We start from the raw sequence: 17,831 nt of genomic DNA, 5'->3' as shown, positions 1-17,831 counted from the left end.
CCATTTTTTATAAGTACGAGTGAGAACTGATTGATTTGTCCTCTTCGTTGTTTTCGTTGAATTGTTTCAATTGTAGCATCCAATATACAAAGGCCACAAAGCCAATGAGCATAAAGATCCAATTTAGGAAATTCGCTCCCCACCAACTTTCCATAAAGCGCAATTGGTCTAAGGGCCAAAACAGATAGTCTACAAATAATTCCTCTATTCCTTTAAAAAATGAAGTCATCTTATTACCTATATTTACCTGCAAAAGTATAAAAAGTCCGGATGATTTCAATCATTTTTGGTAAAACAAAGCCAATTAATTACATCATTGTACTCACCTTCCTGTTTATTTTCTATTGGATAGTGCATTTCATGCTATTCGGTAAAATTTATGGCCCTGAAGAAGTTATCGGGCAACTACTTGTGGTAAGTATACTTTTTTTCAGCTTCTTTTTGGTCAATTTTATAGTTAAACGAAATAAAATCACGGGTACCAATTCCTTTGCCATTTTGTTCTATGCACTCTTGATGGTTATTTTTCCTGAAACCTTGGCCGACTCTAACGCCATTTTTTCAAGTTTTTTTTTACTCTTGGCCTCTCGGCGCCTATTGAGCATGCGCTCACTAAAAAACATCAAATTCAAGGTTTTTGATGCAACATTGTGGATTTTGGTTTCTACCCTTTTTTACGATTGGGCAGTTCTTTTTCTCTTACTGGTTTTCATAGCCGTTTACTTTTACCAGCCCAAGATCAAAAAGAACTGGTTGGTTCCCTTTTCGGCCATTTTTGTTTTTTTGATGATTACCCAATGTGTGCTCATACTTTCCAATAACCAAGATTTTTTATTGAACCATTACGAGTTTAAGTTTTCGCCCAATATGGTGTATTTCTCGTACTGGGGCCATTCCACCAAACTAATTTGCTATGTATTGGGTGCCTTTGCCGTAGGTCTTATTTCTTTTGTCAAATTGGGAAAGGGAAATATTGGTCAGGTTGTAAACATGCGTTTGATAGCCATGGCATTTGTAATCGGTATTATCCTAAATATTTTGAAACTCTCCGATCACGTATATCCCATCATGGTCACCTTCTTTCCGGCTACCGTATTTTGTACAAAGTACATTGAATCTATACGGCGAGCGAATATCAAAGAAATGATATTAATGGCGAGTATTGTGGTGCCCTTTATCATTTTCTTCAGTAGTATGGCCCTAAAATAGCTTGCCCAATTAGTAATAAGTCAGGTTATTGGTAACTTTGCAAAAAATGTAATTATGTTCAGCGAGTTCGCGTTTAAAATTTTCGAAGAAAGTATTCAGAACTATCACATAAAAGATTCTGTCGATCAAGAGTTTGTAAATCCATACGACCATAATGATATTTCTCATCTGTTGTACCGAAAAAATTGGATTGACACGGTACAATGGCATTATGAAGATTTAATCCGTGACCCAGAAATTAATCCAGTTGCCGCTCTTAAATTGAAGCGTAAAATCGATGCCAGTAATCAAGATCGAACCGATTTGGTGGAGTATATCGATAGTTACTTTTTAGAAAAATACCGTTCGGTAGATGTTTCTAAGGATGCCACAATCAATACGGAAAGTCCCGCCTGGGCTATTGACCGGCTTTCCATTTTGGCCTTGAAGATATATCACATGCAGGAAGAAGTTGATCGCAAAGATGCCTCAGCTGAACATATTGAAAAGTGCAATGAAAAGCTGAATGTTTTGCTAGAGCAACGAAAAGACCTTTCTTCTGCCATAGACCAACTGCTGTACGATATTGAAGTAGGCAAAAAGTACATGAAAGTCTATAAACAGATGAAAATGTACAACGATGATGAAATGAATCCCGTTTTACGTGGACAAAAATAAACGGACACATATTCTGGTCATCCGTTTGTCCGCCATGGGCGACGTGGCAATGACAGTGCCTGTTTTGAACGCATTTGTTCAGAAGTATCCTGATGTAAAAATAACGGTGCTTACCCGAGGATTTTTCACTCCCCTCTTTTCACAATTACAGAATGTATCGGTTTATGAAGCGGATGTAAAAGGAAGGCACAAAGGCGTTTTCGGACTTTGGAAGCTGTATCAAGAGCTTAAATATGAACGAATAGATAAGGTAGCCGATGTACATAACGTACTCCGAAGTAATATTCTAAAAAAGTATTTCCGGTTTGGAAAAATTCCCGTAGCTCAAATAGATAAAGGCAGAAAGGATAAAAAAGCGCTGACTTCTAAGAAAATATTCCGGCAATTGAAAACCACCCATCAGCGGTATGCAGATGTGTTCGGTCAACTTGGTTATCCTATTGAATTAAGGGAAGCCATTCCCTTGAAAAAGGAGAAAATGCCTTCTGTTGACTTGCCTATTAAAGATGCTGATTTACTTATTGGCATAGCTCCTTTTGCAGCTTTTAAGGGTAAAATGTATCCCTTTCATCTAATGGAAAAGGTGGTACAAAAACTTTCTGAATCAGGCAGATATAAAATTTTACTTTTTGGAGGAGGGGAAAACGAAAAGCAGAAACTACAATCCTTAGTTGACCAATTCCCAAATTGTTATAATATGATTGGAAAACTACGATTTGCTGAGGAGTTATCCATCATCAGCAATTTGAAATTAATGCTATCCATGGATAGCGGGAACGGGCACTTGGCTGCCATGTACGGAATTCCAGTTGTTAATTTATGGGGCGTAACCCATCCGTTTGCTGGTTTTGCTCCTTTGGGGCAACCAGCCGATTACGTCATTACTTCGGATAGAAACCAGTTCCCTATGATCCCTACCTCTATTTACGGTAATAAAATGCCGGAAGGTTATGAACGGGCCATGGAAACTATCCAGCCGGAAATCGTTGTTGCTAAAATCAACGATATCCTACAAAAAATTAATTGACATTCCCGAAGACAGCATTCGGGTTCAAGCTGTTTTCTCCTTTTGGCTCAATTGATTTAAAATATTGTCTTAGCTGAGACATAAAACGATATTTTCTGGCACTCGGAGCGGTTTCCACCATTAGGGTTCTAATGCCCATATAGGAACTCATCAAGAATACAGCTACCCCTTCACTATCTACGTGCCTATCTATAAAACCATTGAATTTGCCTCTTTGTACCGCCGAAACAAGGTTGGCTTCCCAAATTCTTAAAATGTCATTCAGGTGCACCATAATTTTTTCGTTCTTGCCGTTGAACTCGTTCACGAAGTTACTTAACACAAAACCAAAATCAAGTTCGTTATGAACGGCTGTCTCCAAGGCTTCCTCAAAACAATTGGTAATCAGGTCCAAGGTGTTCTCATGTCCTTCTATAGGTTCAATAAGCATACTGTACATCTTACGAACCAAAAGGTTTTCTATAATTTGAATGAAGAAATCTTCCTTTGAATCAAAATGATAGTAAAAGGCGCCTTTTGAAAGGGAAAGTTCTTTTAGAATATCGTCAACACTGGTATTGTAATAGCCTTTTTTATAGAAAAGTTCCAATCCGGTTACTTGCATACGTTGCATGGTTGCCATGCGTTTTAAAGTCTTGTCCATTTTAATAAGATTTGGGTTTACAGACCGTTGAGTCTAATACAAAGAACCGCTGTATCTCATTTTGGTTGATTGTAATTGGTCAAAAGAACCATAATTATCGCCCAAAGGTCAAAAATCCGGTGAACAACAACTTTTTTAAAGATTTTTACAGACTGGCCGGTCGGTTAAAGTGTCTGTTTTTGAGGATGAAATTGAAGTAAATAAAGAGGATATTACGCCACCGTTCCTTGGCAACTACTCCCCGCACCTGCGGTACAACCATAACAATGCTGGGAAATGATGATATTTCTATCATTAATCAAATCCTCATTGTAATCTTTAATGTGCTTTATTTTATTGGCGACTTTTAAGCCCAACATCTGATTAAAATCACAATCGTATAGCCAACCATCCCAACTAACGGAAATAGTATTGGTACACATAACACTGCTTACCGCAGACGGGTTGTAAGCTTCTACCAAAGAATACATATAATCTTCGTAATTGTCAGATGCTATTAAATAATCCAAGAAACGGGAAATGGGCAAATTGGTAATGGCAAATAGATTATGAAATTGAATGCCAAAATCTTCGTCCAATGCCTTTTTAAAATCGCGCTCCAAGGCCATTTGGTCACCAGGTAAATAGGCTCCAGACGGGTTGTACACTAAATCTAATCGTAAATCACTATCGGGCATTCCATAACCCACTTCGTTCAATAGTTGTAACGCTTTAATCGATTTGTCAAAAACCCCGTCGCCACGCTGTTTATCTGTTTTTCCACGGGTATAATGCGGTAGGGAAGATACAACGTGTACATTGTGTTTTTTAAAGAATTCAGGTAGGTCATTGAATTTAGGATTTGCCAAAATGATGGACAAATTAGACCGCACGATAAAATCCTTAATACCAGCTTTGGAAGCCTCTTCTACAAACCATCTAAAATTAGGGTTCATCTCTGGTGCGCCACCGGTTAAATCCAAGGTATGCGCTCCAGTATTTCTTATCACCTCTAGGCATTGCTCCATGGTTTCCACCGTCATGATTTCCTTTCGGGTGGGGCCCGCATCTACATGGCAGTGTTCACAGGTAATGTTGCACATATACCCTACGTTTATCTGTAGAATTTCCAATTTATTTGGGCGAAGGGGAAATTGTCCTATCTCACTAATTTTATCCTTAAAATAAGGTAATTCACCATCGGCAAATAGACCTCCGTTTAATATCGCCAACTGCTTATTGGGTTGCGCAAGGTCGTTTTCCCGGGCTTGTAGCGTTTTTAGCTTCGGTTTTTTCGCCTTCTTCAGGTCATTCATGATACTCTTTTCCATTAGTGCGATAGTTTATTGTATTTGTTCATCATTTGTACACCATGTACCAAGGTGGCTCCACTTTCAATAGCAGCGCCAACATGCACGGCTTCCATCATTTCTTCTTTGGTAATTCCCTTTTGTAGGCCATCTTTGGTATACGCATCAATGCAATACGGACATTTAACCACGTGAGAAACGGCCAAGGCAATTAAAGACTTTTCTCTAGCAGTTAGTGCGCCTTCTTCAAAAACCTTACCGTAATAGTCAAAAAATTTGGTGCCAAGCTCCTCGCTCCATTCTGTTATTTTTCCAAATTTTCTTAAGTCTGCTGGGTCGTAATAGTTATTTGCCATGGTATTTTGTTTTGTGTTTTTATTTAAGTTTGAATTTGCATTAAAATCGATAGGAATGCCTTGCGCCATTTTTTCTAATTCGGGCAAGATTTCCATATTGTCCCAAAGTCCGGTCTGGAGGGTATCCGCGTAGGCTTCGGGTAAAAAGTTAATGTGCATTAGTTGCTTAGCCGTGTGGTAATCGTACTCAAAAGAACGATGGGTATATTTTAATTTGCCTTCTACCTCTTCTAGCAGCATATACCAAACACGCGGGGTACCGTCATTCGCCGGCATACCAATAACACCAGGATTTAACCACAATTTATTGTCAAATGCATGATGAAAGGGTAATCCGCAATGCCCAGCAAGAATAACATCGCTTTGCGATGCACTAAAACTGGCTTGTTTTTTATCTACTGAAGTGGACTCAAATATAAAGTCGGACACCTGTTCGTATGAACCGTGAACTACGGTAATTTTTTTACCAGCAAACGTGAATTGTAGATGTTCTGGAAGCGTCCCCATCCAATCTATGGAATCTTGAGACAATTGTTCTTTTGAAAATGGAAACCATGTTCTGGAAAAAACATCGCAACGGCTACCTTCGGTAAAATCACAGCCACAATCGTCGCTTCCGTCTGCCAACTGCTGTTCCACATTCCCAGAAATACTCAATGCGCCCCATTCTCTAAACAGTTGAACGGTTTCTTCTGGTTGCGCGCAATAACCCACAATATCTCCGGTACAAATGCAGTGTTCTGGCGCGATACCCTCTGCTTCTGCAATGCTTTTTAGCTCTTGCAAGGCCTGTAGGTTGCTGTAAACCCCACCGAATACCATTATGCGGTCGGTTTGGACATTTAGTTCCATTATTTTCTTCTCCATAGCGGTATTAAATATAAGAGGAAACACACGAGAATACCCCAAAAATTAACCCAAAGTAAATCGGCATATTTGCCATGGGTAAAAATGAGGGCATTTGGGAACACCCCAAAAACCAATAAAAATCCAAAGACTAGACCGCCAATAACACTCAAATAGTAATTGGTAGTAGAAACTTTCTTTTTCCACAATACAAAAACCGGAGTAAGGCCAATAACCATGGTACCACTTATGGTAGTGGCCGATAAAATTTCCGCATCCATAAAAATGGGCAACGTACCTAAAACAGCAATGATCACCATTGCCCATCTGCCAAAGCTTAAGCTTGTTCCCAAATTCAAATCTAAGGTGGCGAGTTTGGAAAAAGAAGAAAAGGTAGAATCCAGTGTTGAAGCTGCAGAGGTGATCATAATAAAGTTAATGACCAATAAGATAATAGCACCAAAAGCTTTAGCTACCTGCACGGCAGCTTGGCCTTCCATATTTTGATGTTGTGCATATATGCCAATTATACTAAAGAGTATAATGCATAATCCGCCAACCAATCCTGCCCACAAAAAGGCTTTTAAGGTTGTTTTTGGTTTACTAATAAAGCCACGGTCTGTTAGAACCGGGTCGTGAAACGGATAACTAAAGGATTGTAGCACGGCAGCTAGGAGAAGATTTAATCCCATCTCCCATTTCCACTCTCCAGAAGTAATTACCGTAGCTGTGGTAAAATTATTTTCCGATGAAAAAATGGTACCAAGAACTACAAAAAGCAAAACAGCAAATAAGACCATCTGAATTGCATCCGTAAAAATACTACTACTCAATCCTCCTTTCAAGGCATAGACCAAGGTTAACACCGTAAAAACTAGGATGGAACTGTAATAGGGCAGGCTACCTATTTCTCCAAAATAGGAACCAATGACCATGGTATTGCTCCATACCTCGTTAAAAAGCCGAATAGCGATAAGAACCGAAAACAAGAACATGGCGCCTTTACCAAAACGGGTAGTCAAAAATTGGTGTATACTGGTAAATCCGCCTTTGGTTCGCATTTGATAAATAACATAACCAGCAACTATAAAACTAAGGTAATAAGCCGCATAGGCAACACCGCCTACCAAACCATAGGCCAATCCCAAATTGGCCGCATTGGTAATGCTTTTGGCAAATATCCAAGAGATAACCAAGCTACCCATAAGCATAAAGGTATTGGGCGCTTTATGGTTGACCTGAGCCTTAAAAAACTGTTCGGTATTTTTTGCTAGTGGTGACAATAGGATGAATGCCAAGCTAGACAAAAGCACCAAACCCCATTGTAGTACACCAATACTACCGGGGTTAAGATTTAAAAGTGCTATGTCTAAATTGGGCCGCATGTTATTCGTTATCCCACCAAACGGGGGTATTTATACTGTTATCATTGGTATTGGCCGCCGCCGCCTCATAATTTTCTGCGTTTAGTGCCTGCTCTTCTGCTGGATAAGGCATACGAACGGGAATTACATCGTTATTTAAACTAGCGGATATTGTTCGTAACTGCGGAAACCCAGTTCTTCTAAACTCTATCCAACCTTCATACCCATTAATAGTATTGGCAATCCATTTTTGGGTGATGATTTGCTGCAGGGCATCGCCATTGGCTAAAGCGGCGGGTCCTGCTAGGTAGGTGTCGGGCAAATCGGTGCCCCAATAGGCAAAGGCTTGGGTAACGGCAGTGTTATACAATTCTGTACTATTGGCGGTAATCCACCCACGTTCGGCTGCTTCTGCCCATAAAAAATGGGTTTCCCATGCCGTCATAAAATTGGCGTCTAATCTGCCAGTTTCCTCCCTAAAAATAGTTCCTGCCAAAGAATAATCCGCTAGGTTAATAGAGGTTTGCGAAGCATCGATACCATTGAGTAACCCGTTAAAATCTGCGGAATCACTATTGGCAAAAGGTCTATAAAAAGTGGCTATGCGTGGGTCTTCCAAATCCTTTAAAATATCTTCCATAGTTTCGGAAAGCACAAAATTGTTAAAGTCGCCAATACGCAAGCGCGCCAACCTAAAATTATTGGGTTCTCCGTTGGTAAAATCGAACACTGCATTTTCTTCGTTCAGGGAAATAAAATTTCCCGCATCGAACAACGCTTGCAATTCCGTACTTGGGTCTTGTTGACTTCCAATACGTACCAAAGCTTTTAATTTTAAAGAATTCGCAAAGCGAATCCATCCCTCTAAATCGCCTTCAAATAAAATATCGCCTTCCAAAGCAATGGTACCCTCATAATTTTCTAAGGCGGCAAGACCTTTATCAATATTATCCAGAATGCCTTCTTCACCTAAGTAAATGGTTTCTTGTGCGTCATAGGCTGGGGTAACCGTAGCTGCATCGCCTCGAAAAGCCTCATAGTAAGGAACATCTCCAAACAAATCCGTCAGGGCCATCGCCATATAGGCTTTTAATATCCTAGATGGTCCTTCATAAACTTCATGGGTAGGGTTTTCCAGAGCCAGTTCTAAAATGGTCTCATTATCCCTTAGATTTTTGTAAATAATTGGCCAAGGATTACCCCCCAACTGAGGAGATTTTAAATCGTGACGGTCAAAAAGATTAAAATCTAAGGCGGTGCTATATTGCCCCAACAAATTACCAGCGGTAAAACCCTCATAAGACATTTGTTCGCCATAATCATAAATAACTTGGCGAAGCAACAAATTGGGTTCTACAGCAATGGGCTGATTGGGGTTGGTGTTGATGCCTTCAAAATCTTTGGTACAAGCTTGGAATAAAGCGGTAGAAAGCACCAAAGTAAATACTATACTAATTGTTTTATTTCTATAATTCATTTGGATACCTTCTTAAAAATTAAAACCTGCTTTAAAACCGATACTTCTTGTGGTGGCGTAAGACATGTCTTCTACACCACCTATGAACCCATTACCCTGTACGGCAAATTGCTCAGGGTCAAAATGTGGGTTTTCTGTAATAGCAAACAGATTACGACCAATTAACGATAGGCGCAAACTGGCATTTTGTTGTAAAAAACTCAAGTTTTTAAACGTATAGCCCAAGGCTACTTGGCGTAACTTTAAGAAGGAAGCATCATACACATTGTTTTCTTCATGGTTACGGTCATAAAACTGGCGGTAGTAACTTTCTGGGGTTACCGCTACCGTATTCTCTACATAAACAGGATTTTCTGCCGTACCGGTATTAACTACGCCTTGTGGCACAATACCTTCTTCTGGCCTAAATGCGGTTTCTGCCAACTGACCGCCCACATTGCCTAAAGCACGCGTACGGGATACGATAATACCCCCTTGACGCCAGTCTAACAGAAAGCCTAAATCCCAATTCTTATAACGGAATTGGTTGTTGAACCCTAGCATAAAATCTGGATTGTAATTACCCAGTTTTTGTAAGTTATTATCTGGGATGTAGCGGCCTTCTCCGGTTAGGATAAAATCGCCATTTTCATTTTTTAAATAACCCGTGCCGTACAAGTCGCCTATACGGCCGCCTTCTTCCACTTGTAAAAATACCGTTTGGTTTTGACTATCATAGATACGGGAATACGCCAAGGTTAAACGCCCATCTTCCTGTGGTAAATCTTCTACGGTAGTTCTAGAACGGCTAAAATTTAAGGTGCTGTTCCATTTAAAATTATCGGTAACTATTGGCGTAGCATTCAAAATAACTTCTAGCCCTTTGGCACGTACTTCACCACCATTTACTACTTGTTGGCTAAAGCCCGAGGCAATACCAATGGGCAGTGATAAAATCTGGTCTTTGGTCAATGCATCGTAATACGAAACATCAAAATTTAAACGGTCGCCAAAAAAACGAATATCGGCCCCAAATTCTACGGCCGAGGTTTGCTCCGGACGTAGGTTGGGATTGGCGATAAAATTCTGTTCACTAAACGTTGCTTGTCCTAAATAAGGGGTCTGTGCCACAAAAGCACCGGAAGTTTGGTAAGGATTGGTATCGTTACCTACTTGTGCCCAACTGGCCCTAAGTTTTAAAAAGGAAATAGCTGAAGGCAGTGCTGCAACCTCCGAAAGAATAAAACTAGAAGACACGGATGGATAGAAAAACGAAACATTGTCTACCGAAAATGGCGTAGCCAAGGCACTGGACCAATCATTACGACCGGTAATATCTAAAAACAGAAAATCTTTGTAACCTATTTTGGCCAAACCATACAAGCTGTTGATGCGTTTATTGGATTCAAATTCAAATACTTCAACTGGGGATGCTGCATTACTTAACCTAAAAATACCTGGTTGTGCCAAACTGGTGGTTTGGGACTGGCTCGTAAAGGCTTTTTGGTCCAATCGGTTACCACCTAAGGAAATAGCTACTTTTAAATCGTTAAAACGATTGGTATAATTTAAAAGAAAGTCCGTATTGATTTCCCTAAAAAACACATCGTGTTCCGCATAACCTCCGTTTTGAAATCGGTTAGAGCTATAAGCGCGCCGCAGTTGCCGGGTTTCATTGGAATAATCCATACCGCTGCGCACCGTAGCGGATAGTTGTGGAGTAATTTGATATTTTGCCGAAACATTCCCAAAAACTCGATCTCGGTTAAACGAGTTTCGATTCTCATGTAGAATAAAGAAGGGGTTATCAAAAAAAGTATAGTTAAAAGAATATTGCTGTCTGCCCTCTAGGCCGGGTTGCCAGTAATCCCTAAGACTATCAATGTTTAGGGAACGTGGACCCCATGCCACCAAAGAGTAATTTACATTTTCAGAACCGTAACCATTAGAGGGGCGGTTATCGCTTTGCGAATTTACATAGTTGATGGATGAATTAATTTGAAGCTTATCCGTAGGTCTAAAATTGAGTCGAGCAGCAACTGTTTGGCGGTCCAAGTTTACTCCCGGAATAATGCTTTCGCTACGCAAATCAGTAAACGATAAACGGTAACTGCCCTTATCAAATCCGGAAGAAATAGCCAAGTTGTTAATGAAAGTGGTACCAGTTTCATAAAAATCCTTGAGGTTATCTGGGTTAGAAACAAAAGGTGTTGCCGTAATGGGCAAACCATTGTAAAGTGCAGTATCACCACCGCGTACTACCGTGCCGTCCGCAAGGGTCACAGGACTATCGAACTGTGGAAGTAAAGTACCTTGGTCTAAGCGCGGTCCCCAACTGTAGGTAATATTGTCATTAATACCGCCGCCAAGACCATCTACGTATTCAAATTGGCCAGAATTTCCTTGGCCGTAGCTGTTCTGAAAGTCGGGCAACTGAAAAGCACTTTCCAAAAATAGGCTAGTGTTGTAGCTAATACCCAATCCTTTGCTTTGGCTACCGTTTTTAGTAGCTATTACCACCACGCCATTGGCTGCTCTTGTACCATACAATGCGGCGGCACTTGGGCCTTTTAAAACAGATACTTCTTCAATATCATCTGGATTTACCTCCATGGCACCGTTACCAAAATCGACCTCTTGAAAACCAGCTGCCGCCTCATTGGTAAAGTTAAAAACGGTGTTGTTGTTTATAGGTACGCCGTCTACGATAAACAGTGGATTGTTATTGCTGAAGGAAGCTTCGCCCCGTATGCTAATGCGACTAGAAGACCCTACACCCGTAGGTCCTTGGTTAATGGTTACCCCGGCTAATTTACCGGTAAGGTTATCTAAAAAGTTTACCGATTTTACCTCGGTAACCCCTTGGGCATCCAAACTTTGTACAACATAACCCAATTCTTTGGTTTCGCGTTCCAAACCAAGTGCGGTCAAAACAACCTCATTGAGCAATTCTGAGCTTTCTTCTAATGTAATATTGAGGTTGTTGTTAGCACTGGTAATGGAAATGGTTTTGGACGTAAAGCCCAATAGCGAAAAGCGCAACTGACCACCTTCTGCGGGTAGTTCCATAGAAAAGTTGCCATTGGGATCTGTAGTAGCACCAATTGTAGATTGTAAAAGTATGATATTGACAAAGGGTAAGGGTTGCTGATTGGCATCGGTAACCGTACCGCTTATATTGATTTGTGCATGGGTAATTGTGCAAACGCACAATAATATACCCAAAAGTATATTTTTCATTTGTGATGTTGAGATTTCTTAAATGTAGGTAGGGGACAGTTTATTTAAACTGTGGAGAACCTTTGTTATAGAAGGTAGACGGGTAGTGTGTTATATAGCTATGGTGTGTGTACGTTTTAGGAGCTGCTTGTCTGGATAGGCCAAGCACTAAAGCTCTTTTTAAAGACTGTGTGATGGGTTTTTGGAGTATCTCAAGAATATCGGTTTCCGAATCAACATCGTTTAAAGTTTCTAACTGATGAATTTCACCGGCTAAGCCAAAAGATTCGGAAATACGTTTAAAAAGCGAAATACGTTCCCAAGGCAAGCGCTTAAAATCGTTGTATCTGAAATGGTCTTTATGAATACCAATTAGGTATACGCCGCCATCCGTAGAAGGACCTAAAACTGTTTTGCCCTTGCAGATTTGCTTGTAGGCCTGTTTAAGTTTGGATACTGTTAGATTAGGGCTATCGTTACCAATAGAAATTACATTTTTATAGCCCTTTTTGAAGACTGTCTGTAATGCGTTAGAAAAACGTTCGGCAAAGGTTTCGCCAATTTGTTTTTCTTCGTCCCAAACCAAATAGGGTAAGCCAGTGGCCTGGACTATGGAAAGCGTTTGCTTGTTTAAGGCATCAAATACCAGCTCACCATTACGAATGGGTTTACGTAAGGCTTCTAATTTTGCACTTTGTGCAAAGATTAAAATAGCGGTATCCTGTCGGTTCTCGTTCAACAAAAAGGCTTTATGCTGGTTTTTCTTTAGTACGGATAAGGAAATCGAACATTACAGCTTAGGTTCAAAAAAAGATTGGTTCTAAGTAAAATACCAAGCTTTTATTTAAATGTAAGAATTATAGTTCAGGAAATCAGCATATGTTGGACACTAAGTAATATAGGGTTTAAAATGTAAGTCACAACTACAATATAAATGGATGCAGTCTTCAATTTGTTGAGAAAATTTAAAGGCACAGGCGTTTCGCATTTAAATTAGGTGCTTCTTCGGTCATTCGTATACGATTATTTACTACTGTTCTCGCTCTAATTTTGAATGCTGAGACGTCCTATTTCAGCTTTTGTTGGTCAATGGGGAAGGGTAGAATGTCGATTTGTTAATAAACTTCACAATTGAGCTCTCTTTGAGCCAATTTTTTAAAAATAATTTATGAATTGTCAGTTTGCTGTTGGCACAAGAATTGAAAACAAAGAGGTGTTTAGTTAGTTTCTTAAATTTTTTAGATAATATGGAAAAGTTAACAGTTTTAATGATGATAAGCGGCTTGGTCTATCTAGGTTTTTTGGTATTTACTATGAGAACCATTTTAAAAGACTATCTTTTTAATAAGCCGGTACCGGTACGTGTTCGAAAGAAGAACAATCGGGTAAGGAATTTTTAATGGCGGACCAGGACAAAATGTCCGTTTCTCTGACAAAAATTCCCGAAATGATAGAATATCGAAAGGAAGTTTAATATATATACATGGTGAAAAATGACAAATAATTCAAGAAGCACTTCCAACTGGAAAGTGTATTTGTTTTCAGCAATTATTGCGTTGGCAGTTAGTTTTGCTGTCATTAAGGGGTATGAGTTCACCCAAAAAGACAAGGTAACCATTACCCAAGTAAAAGGAGTGGAGGGCAAACAAGTATTGTACACGGCAGATGAGGATGGAAATATTAAGCCGCTAGATTTTACCGATACTAGTAAGGAAGTTTTGGATGCTGTAGTGCATATCAAATCAATTCAAACGCGCTCGCAGAGTATGGGTGGCGCTCGCGAACTACCAGATCCCTTTAAGGAGTTTTTTGGTGATATGTTCAAAGGACAAATTCCTGAAGGGGGCATGCAATCGCAGCCAATGGTGGGCACCGGCTCTGGTGTAATTATCAATGAGAAAGGCTATATCGTTACCAATAATCACGTGATTGATAATGCCGATGAGGTAGAGGTTACCCTTTACAACAATGAATCGTACAAGGCCAAGGTTATCGGTACGGACCCGACCACTGATTTAGCCTTGATTCAGATTGATGCGGACGACCTAAAAACTATGGCATTGGTGAATTCTGATGATGTAGAGGTTGGTGAATGGGTGTTGGCCGTAGGTAATCCGTTAGGATTAAATTCTACCGTTACTGCCGGTATTGTAAGTGCAAAAGCCAGAAGCATCCATATCAATAAGGAAAAATTCGCCGTTGAAAGTTTTATTCAGACCGATGCTGCCATAAATCCTGGTAATAGTGGAGGAGCCTTGGTGAACTTGGAAGGTAATTTGGTGGGTATTAACACAGCAATTGCCAGTAGGACTGGGACCTATACGGGATACGGATTTGCAGTGCCTAGTAATATTGTGACTAAAGTGGTGGAAGATTTATTGAAGTATGGAAATGTGCAGCGTGGTATGTTGGGCGTAAGCATCAGAACCATGGACGGCTCCTTGGCGAAAGAAAAGGATGTTGAATTCTCCAAAGGGGTATGGATTGAACAGGTTGGTGAGAATAGCGCTGCTGATAAAGCTGGAATAGAATCTGGGGATATCATAATCAAAGTTGATGACGTTTTGGTAGGAACTTCGCCAAGATTACAAGAATTAATCGCTAGCAAAAGACCTGGTGACGAAGTACGTATTACGGTAAAAAGAAAGGGTAAAGAGAAGGAGTTTGATGTCGTGCTTGAAAATGCCAACGGTACAACTGACATCGTAAAGCGTGAAAAGAAGGAAGTGCTGAATCTTTTAGGTGCCGATTTTGAAACCTTGAATTCCGAGTTGGCCGAAAAGCTAGATTTGGATGGGGGAGTACAAGTGACGAGGTTGTATCCGGGAAAGATTAGAAAACAAACCCAGATGCGCGAAGGTTTCATCATTACCCATATAGACGGGAAAAAAGTGAAGGATGTGGAAGATGTAGCCAAAGCTCTAGAAGGGAAGTCAGGCGGAGTAATGCTACAAGGTACATATGAAGGTTCTTCGGAGACCTATTACTACGCCTTTGGAATGGACTCCTAACTTTAATTTTCATTTTAAGTAATTTTAATGCCGCATTGAGCTCTTTTCAATGCGGCATTTTGTATTTTTTGCGCAATGAAAGCAATTCCGAATAAATCCTTAGGCTTGATTCTGTCAGGTGGTGGCGTTCGTGGAATGGCCCATATTGGTGTCATCCGAGCCCTGAACGAATATGATATTTCTGCCAACGTCGTAAGCGGCAGTAGTGTAGGAGCCTTGGTTGGAGCGTTGTATGCCAATGGTAATTCGGTAACTGAAATGTTATCTTTCTTTAAAGAGACCCCTCTGTTCAAATATAACTTTTTGACCATCGTAAAACCGGGTTTTATTGATACCGATAGGTATTTTGATGTTTTTCGAGTGTATTTTCCTGAGGATAGTTTTGAAAAGTTAAAGCGCGAATTGCACGTTGTGGCCACCAATCTGCAAAATGGGGAGCTGTCTTATTTTTCCGAAGGAGAACTAATCGGTCCTTTACTGGCATCAGCCGCATTACCGCCGGTTTTTAGTCCTGTAGAGTTAAATGGACAGTTATATGCCGATGGCGGAATCATGAACAACTTTCCTTCGGAACCCGTAGAAGGAAAGGTTGATTTTTTGCTTGGGAGCAATGTATCTGTGGTTAGCCATCTTGAAAAAAACGCTTTGAAGAATTCTTTGCAATTGACCGGACGCGTAACCGGATTAATGATATATGCCATCAACCGAAAAAAACTGGAATCTTGCGATATGCTTCTTGAATTTAAGGGACTGGAACATATTGGTGTGCTAGATCGTAAGGGAATTGAAAAGGCGTATGCCATAGGATATGATCAAGCGAGGGCATCGTTGGACACGTTACTTTCCCAAAAATCATAACATACTACTGAGAAGAAGAGTTCCCACAATCCACAAAACTACGGAGATAACACCTCCAATAATGGCAAAATGTTTGAATTTATAAATGCCCATACTAAAAATCAAGGCGTTGGTTTGGTAGCCCAAGGGCGTAAAAAAGCTAAAATTTGCGGCGAACATTACTGCCAGGATAAAGGGCTTTGGGTCAAGGGCTAGTCCGTTTGCCAAGGATATCCCTATTGGGGCCATGATAATGGCCGTGGCATTGTTAGATACCACCCCGCTGAGGAGCATTGTTGTAAGAAAGAGAATGCCAATGTTGACCATAGGTTTTTGACCATCCATGAACTGAAGTAGTTCTTTGGTAATCCAGGCATCTGCTTCCGCATTGGTCATCGCTATTCCCAAGGGGATCATTCCTGCCAATAGAAAGATGATTTGCCAATTGATTTTTTCATAGATGTGATTCAGCTCCACACATTTAAATAAAAGCATGGCCAACGTACCGGTAATAACACTGGTCATTACCTCGAAAATTCCGGTAGCTGCCATGATGATAGTACCAATTAGGATGATGATTGACAGATTTCTTTTGTAGCTGGAAGAGGGAGGCCTGCCTTCAAATTGGTTGAGTACGGCCAAATTGTTACTATTTTCAAAATTGGGCACGTAGCTGGCATCGGTTTGAATAAGGAGTCGGTCTCCCACCCTAAGCCTAGTAAACTCTTTATTGTTTTGGTACAACCTGTTTTTTAGGTTGGTGAGTTTCTTACGCTTGTTCACCGCCAAGGGTATCGCTCTAGGAACGATCATCCTTCGTAGCTGTTCCAAGGTCCTACCTATAAATCGGGAACCTGGTAAAAGAATTAGCTCCAAAAGCACATCGGTTTTTTCCTCTTCTTCTGCTTTATCTTTCTTGGAGCCTACTTTTTTAATGGGATAATCGCTTTTGTTTTCGAGGTCATCCAAATGGTCTACATCTTCTTCAAAATAGCCTTCGCCCCGCATCCACTGTAAATTTTCCAGACTGCAATGTAACAGGAGCACATCACCAGATTTTATTTGTAGGTTCTTATGGATTTGCTGGTCCATGCGATTTCTGGTCAGACGCAAAATGGTAATCCCTGATTCTTTGAACATAAAGGAATCCCCTAGTTCTTTTCCAATAAGGGAAGATTCGGGGTCCACTGTCAGTGTCATCAAATAACGGTCTAAATCGTATTTATCCGATAGTCCCTTGGCATCCTTAGGTAGGAAGCGGTAGAAAAGAGCGATGATACCTACGGATATTCCCAAAAAGGTAATCCCCATCAAACTAAATTCAAAAAATCCCAGCTTTTCTCCTGTGTAGCGGGAAGAAATATTATTGACCAAGAGGTTGGTTGAGGTACCCATAAGGGTACAACTTCCCCCAAGAATACTGGCAAATGAAATGGGTAAAAGTAATTTTCCGGGAGGTAGCTGGTATTTTTCCTTGAGCTCTGCCACAATTTTAATGAAGACAATGACAACGGCGGTAGAACTTACGAAGGCGGAGATACTCCCTGCTATAAGCATGACAGCGAGCATAGCCAATACTACAGGCCAATTCTTGAGTACTTTCAGTCCTTTGGCCAACCACGAAATAGCGCCGTTCTCTTCTAGCCCAATGGCTAGGATCATAAGGCATAAAATGGTAATGACCGCCTTATTAGAGAATCCACTCACCGCTTCTTCAGGAGAGACAAGCCCCGTAAGCAACAGCACGGCAATGATGCAAAAGGAAATCTTGTCAATAGGGAAAATCTCAAAGGCAAATAAGAGAATGACCCCCAAAATAATCAGGAACACTAAAATGATTTCCCACGTCATACCTTAATGGTTAGCAATTCTAACAAAGGTAGGTGGAAGGCGGGACCGTGGTAACCCAATCCGTTT

15 protein-coding genes and 1 pseudogene are annotated in these 17,831 nt (G+C 40.5%); 6 read left to right on the top strand and 10 right to left on the bottom strand.

Annotated features, from left to right (window positions below; genetic code table 11):
- Positions 1–7: 7 nt before the first annotated feature.
- Positions 8–229 (bottom strand): DUF6341 family protein, encoded by a 222-nt coding sequence (locus BIZ36_RS03485; RefSeq protein WP_187456473.1) that lies wholly within the window; start codon positions 227–229, stop codon positions 8–10.
- Positions 230–270: 41 nt separating this feature from the next.
- Between BIZ36_RS03485 and BIZ36_RS03480 the strand changes: the two genes are divergently transcribed.
- Genes BIZ36_RS03480 through BIZ36_RS03470 form a run of 3 tightly spaced genes read left to right on the top strand, consistent with a single transcriptional unit; the run spans position 271 to position 2,893 of the window.
- Positions 271–1,209, top strand: a complete 939-nt coding sequence (locus BIZ36_RS03480) for a hypothetical protein (RefSeq protein ID WP_187456472.1) — start codon at positions 271–273, stop codon at positions 1,207–1,209.
- A 54-nt stretch (positions 1,210–1,263) separates the two neighbouring features.
- A complete protein-coding gene (locus BIZ36_RS03475) occupies positions 1,264–1,866 on the top strand; it encodes a DUF4254 domain-containing protein (RefSeq protein ID WP_187456471.1) in 603 nt (200 codons plus the stop codon).
- Complete coding sequence (locus BIZ36_RS03470) at positions 1,853–2,893, top strand: glycosyltransferase family 9 protein (protein ID WP_222937201.1); 1,041 nt, start codon at positions 1,853–1,855, stop codon at positions 2,891–2,893. Before BIZ36_RS03475 ends, BIZ36_RS03470 begins: the two co-directional genes overlap by 14 nt.
- Here the strand turns inward: BIZ36_RS03470 and BIZ36_RS03465 are convergent.
- The 8 genes and pseudogenes from BIZ36_RS03465 to BIZ36_RS03430 form a co-directional block, all read right to left on the bottom strand.
- A complete protein-coding gene (locus BIZ36_RS03465; RefSeq protein WP_187456470.1) occupies positions 2,886–3,536 on the bottom strand; it encodes a TetR/AcrR family transcriptional regulator in 651 nt (216 codons plus the stop codon). The two genes, BIZ36_RS03470 and BIZ36_RS03465, sit on opposite strands and share 8 nt — an antisense overlap.
- Before the next feature lie 212 nt (positions 3,537–3,748).
- The gene (gene arsS / locus BIZ36_RS03460) at positions 3,749–4,846 is read right to left on the bottom strand and encodes an arsenosugar biosynthesis radical SAM (seleno)protein ArsS (protein WP_169630322.1); all 1,098 of its coding nucleotides are present in this window, start codon (positions 4,844–4,846) and stop codon (positions 3,749–3,751) included.
- Positions 4,846–5,181: an arsenosugar biosynthesis-associated peroxidase-like protein gene (locus BIZ36_RS03455; protein ID WP_010516278.1), complete on the bottom strand. Its 336-nt coding sequence runs from the start codon at positions 5,179–5,181 to the stop codon at positions 4,846–4,848. The genes arsS and BIZ36_RS03455 overlap by 1 nt, the downstream gene beginning before the upstream one ends.
- 243 nt (positions 5,182–5,424) lie before the next feature.
- Positions 5,425–6,003 (bottom strand): annotated as a pseudogene (locus BIZ36_RS03450) (metallophosphoesterase family protein); the annotation flags it as partial.
- 29 nt (positions 6,004–6,032) lie between these two features.
- Complete coding sequence (locus tag BIZ36_RS03445) at positions 6,033–7,412, bottom strand: sodium:solute symporter family transporter (RefSeq protein ID WP_187456469.1); 1,380 nt, start codon at positions 7,410–7,412, stop codon at positions 6,033–6,035.
- Position 7,413: 1 nt separating this feature from the next.
- Positions 7,414–8,868, bottom strand: a complete 1,455-nt coding sequence (locus BIZ36_RS03440) for a SusD/RagB family nutrient-binding outer membrane lipoprotein (RefSeq protein WP_187456468.1) — start codon at positions 8,866–8,868, stop codon at positions 7,414–7,416.
- 12 nt (positions 8,869–8,880) lie between these two features.
- Positions 8,881–12,087: a SusC/RagA family TonB-linked outer membrane protein gene (locus BIZ36_RS03435; RefSeq protein WP_187456467.1), complete on the bottom strand. Its 3,207-nt coding sequence runs from the start codon at positions 12,085–12,087 to the stop codon at positions 8,881–8,883.
- 40 nt (positions 12,088–12,127) lie between these two features.
- A complete protein-coding gene (locus tag BIZ36_RS03430; RefSeq protein ID WP_187456466.1) occupies positions 12,128–12,805 on the bottom strand; it encodes a TIGR04282 family arsenosugar biosynthesis glycosyltransferase in 678 nt (225 codons plus the stop codon).
- A 508-nt stretch (positions 12,806–13,313) separates the two neighbouring features.
- Between BIZ36_RS03430 and BIZ36_RS03425 the strand changes: the two genes are divergently transcribed.
- The 3 genes from BIZ36_RS03425 (at position 13,314) to BIZ36_RS03415 (ending at position 15,935) form a co-directional block, all read left to right on the top strand.
- The gene (locus BIZ36_RS03425) at positions 13,314–13,466 is read left to right on the top strand and encodes a hypothetical protein (protein WP_187456465.1); all 153 of its coding nucleotides are present in this window, start codon (positions 13,314–13,316) and stop codon (positions 13,464–13,466) included.
- A 93-nt stretch (positions 13,467–13,559) separates the two neighbouring features.
- Positions 13,560–15,077 carry a Do family serine endopeptidase gene (locus tag BIZ36_RS03420; RefSeq protein WP_187456464.1) on the top strand — a complete coding sequence of 506 codons (1,518 nt, stop codon included), beginning with the start codon at positions 13,560–13,562 and terminating at the stop codon, positions 15,075–15,077.
- 75 nt (positions 15,078–15,152) lie between these two features.
- Complete coding sequence (locus tag BIZ36_RS03415; protein WP_187456463.1) at positions 15,153–15,935, top strand: patatin-like phospholipase family protein; 783 nt, start codon at positions 15,153–15,155, stop codon at positions 15,933–15,935.
- On the opposite strand, the gene BIZ36_RS03410 is transcribed toward BIZ36_RS03415, so the two are convergent.
- Positions 15,930–17,765, bottom strand: coding sequence for an SLC13 family permease (locus BIZ36_RS03410; protein WP_187456462.1), 1,836 nt, complete (start codon positions 17,763–17,765; stop codon positions 15,930–15,932). The two genes, BIZ36_RS03415 and BIZ36_RS03410, sit on opposite strands and share 6 nt — an antisense overlap.
- Positions 17,766–17,831: the final 66 nt, after the last annotated feature.

The organism is Cytophaga sp. FL35 (assembly GCF_014349235.1).
Lineage (GTDB): Bacteria > Bacteroidota > Bacteroidia > Flavobacteriales > Flavobacteriaceae > Euzebyella.
This window is presented reverse-complemented; position numbering and strand designations above follow the sequence as displayed.

Coding starts and splice junctions, on each gene's coding strand:
- arsS (WP_169630322.1), bottom strand. CDS start 4,846: ATGGAAAAGAGTATCATGAATGACCTGAAGAAGGCGAAAAAACCGAAG.
- BIZ36_RS03475 (WP_187456471.1), top strand. CDS start 1,264: ATGTTCAGCGAGTTCGCGTTTAAAATTTTCGAAGAAAGTATTCAGAAC.
- BIZ36_RS03485 (WP_187456473.1), bottom strand. CDS start 229: ATGACTTCATTTTTTAAAGGAATAGAGGAATTATTTGTAGACTATCTG.
- BIZ36_RS03455 (WP_010516278.1), bottom strand. CDS start 5,181: ATGGCAAATAACTATTACGACCCAGCAGACTTAAGAAAATTTGGAAAA.
- BIZ36_RS03465 (WP_187456470.1), bottom strand. CDS start 3,536: ATGGACAAGACTTTAAAACGCATGGCAACCATGCAACGTATGCAAGTA.
- BIZ36_RS03435 (WP_187456467.1), bottom strand. CDS start 12,087: ATGAAAAATATACTTTTGGGTATATTATTGTGCGTTTGCACAATTACC.
- BIZ36_RS03440 (WP_187456468.1), bottom strand. CDS start 8,868: ATGAATTATAGAAATAAAACAATTAGTATAGTATTTACTTTGGTGCTT.
- BIZ36_RS03410 (WP_187456462.1), bottom strand. CDS start 17,765: ATGACGTGGGAAATCATTTTAGTGTTCCTGATTATTTTGGGGGTCATT.
- BIZ36_RS03415 (WP_187456463.1), top strand. CDS start 15,153: ATGAAAGCAATTCCGAATAAATCCTTAGGCTTGATTCTGTCAGGTGGT.
- BIZ36_RS03445 (WP_187456469.1), bottom strand. CDS start 7,412: ATGCGGCCCAATTTAGACATAGCACTTTTAAATCTTAACCCCGGTAGT.
- BIZ36_RS03425 (WP_187456465.1), top strand. CDS start 13,314: ATGGAAAAGTTAACAGTTTTAATGATGATAAGCGGCTTGGTCTATCTA.
- BIZ36_RS03480 (WP_187456472.1), top strand. CDS start 271: ATGATTTCAATCATTTTTGGTAAAACAAAGCCAATTAATTACATCATT.
- BIZ36_RS03420 (WP_187456464.1), top strand. CDS start 13,560: ATGACAAATAATTCAAGAAGCACTTCCAACTGGAAAGTGTATTTGTTT.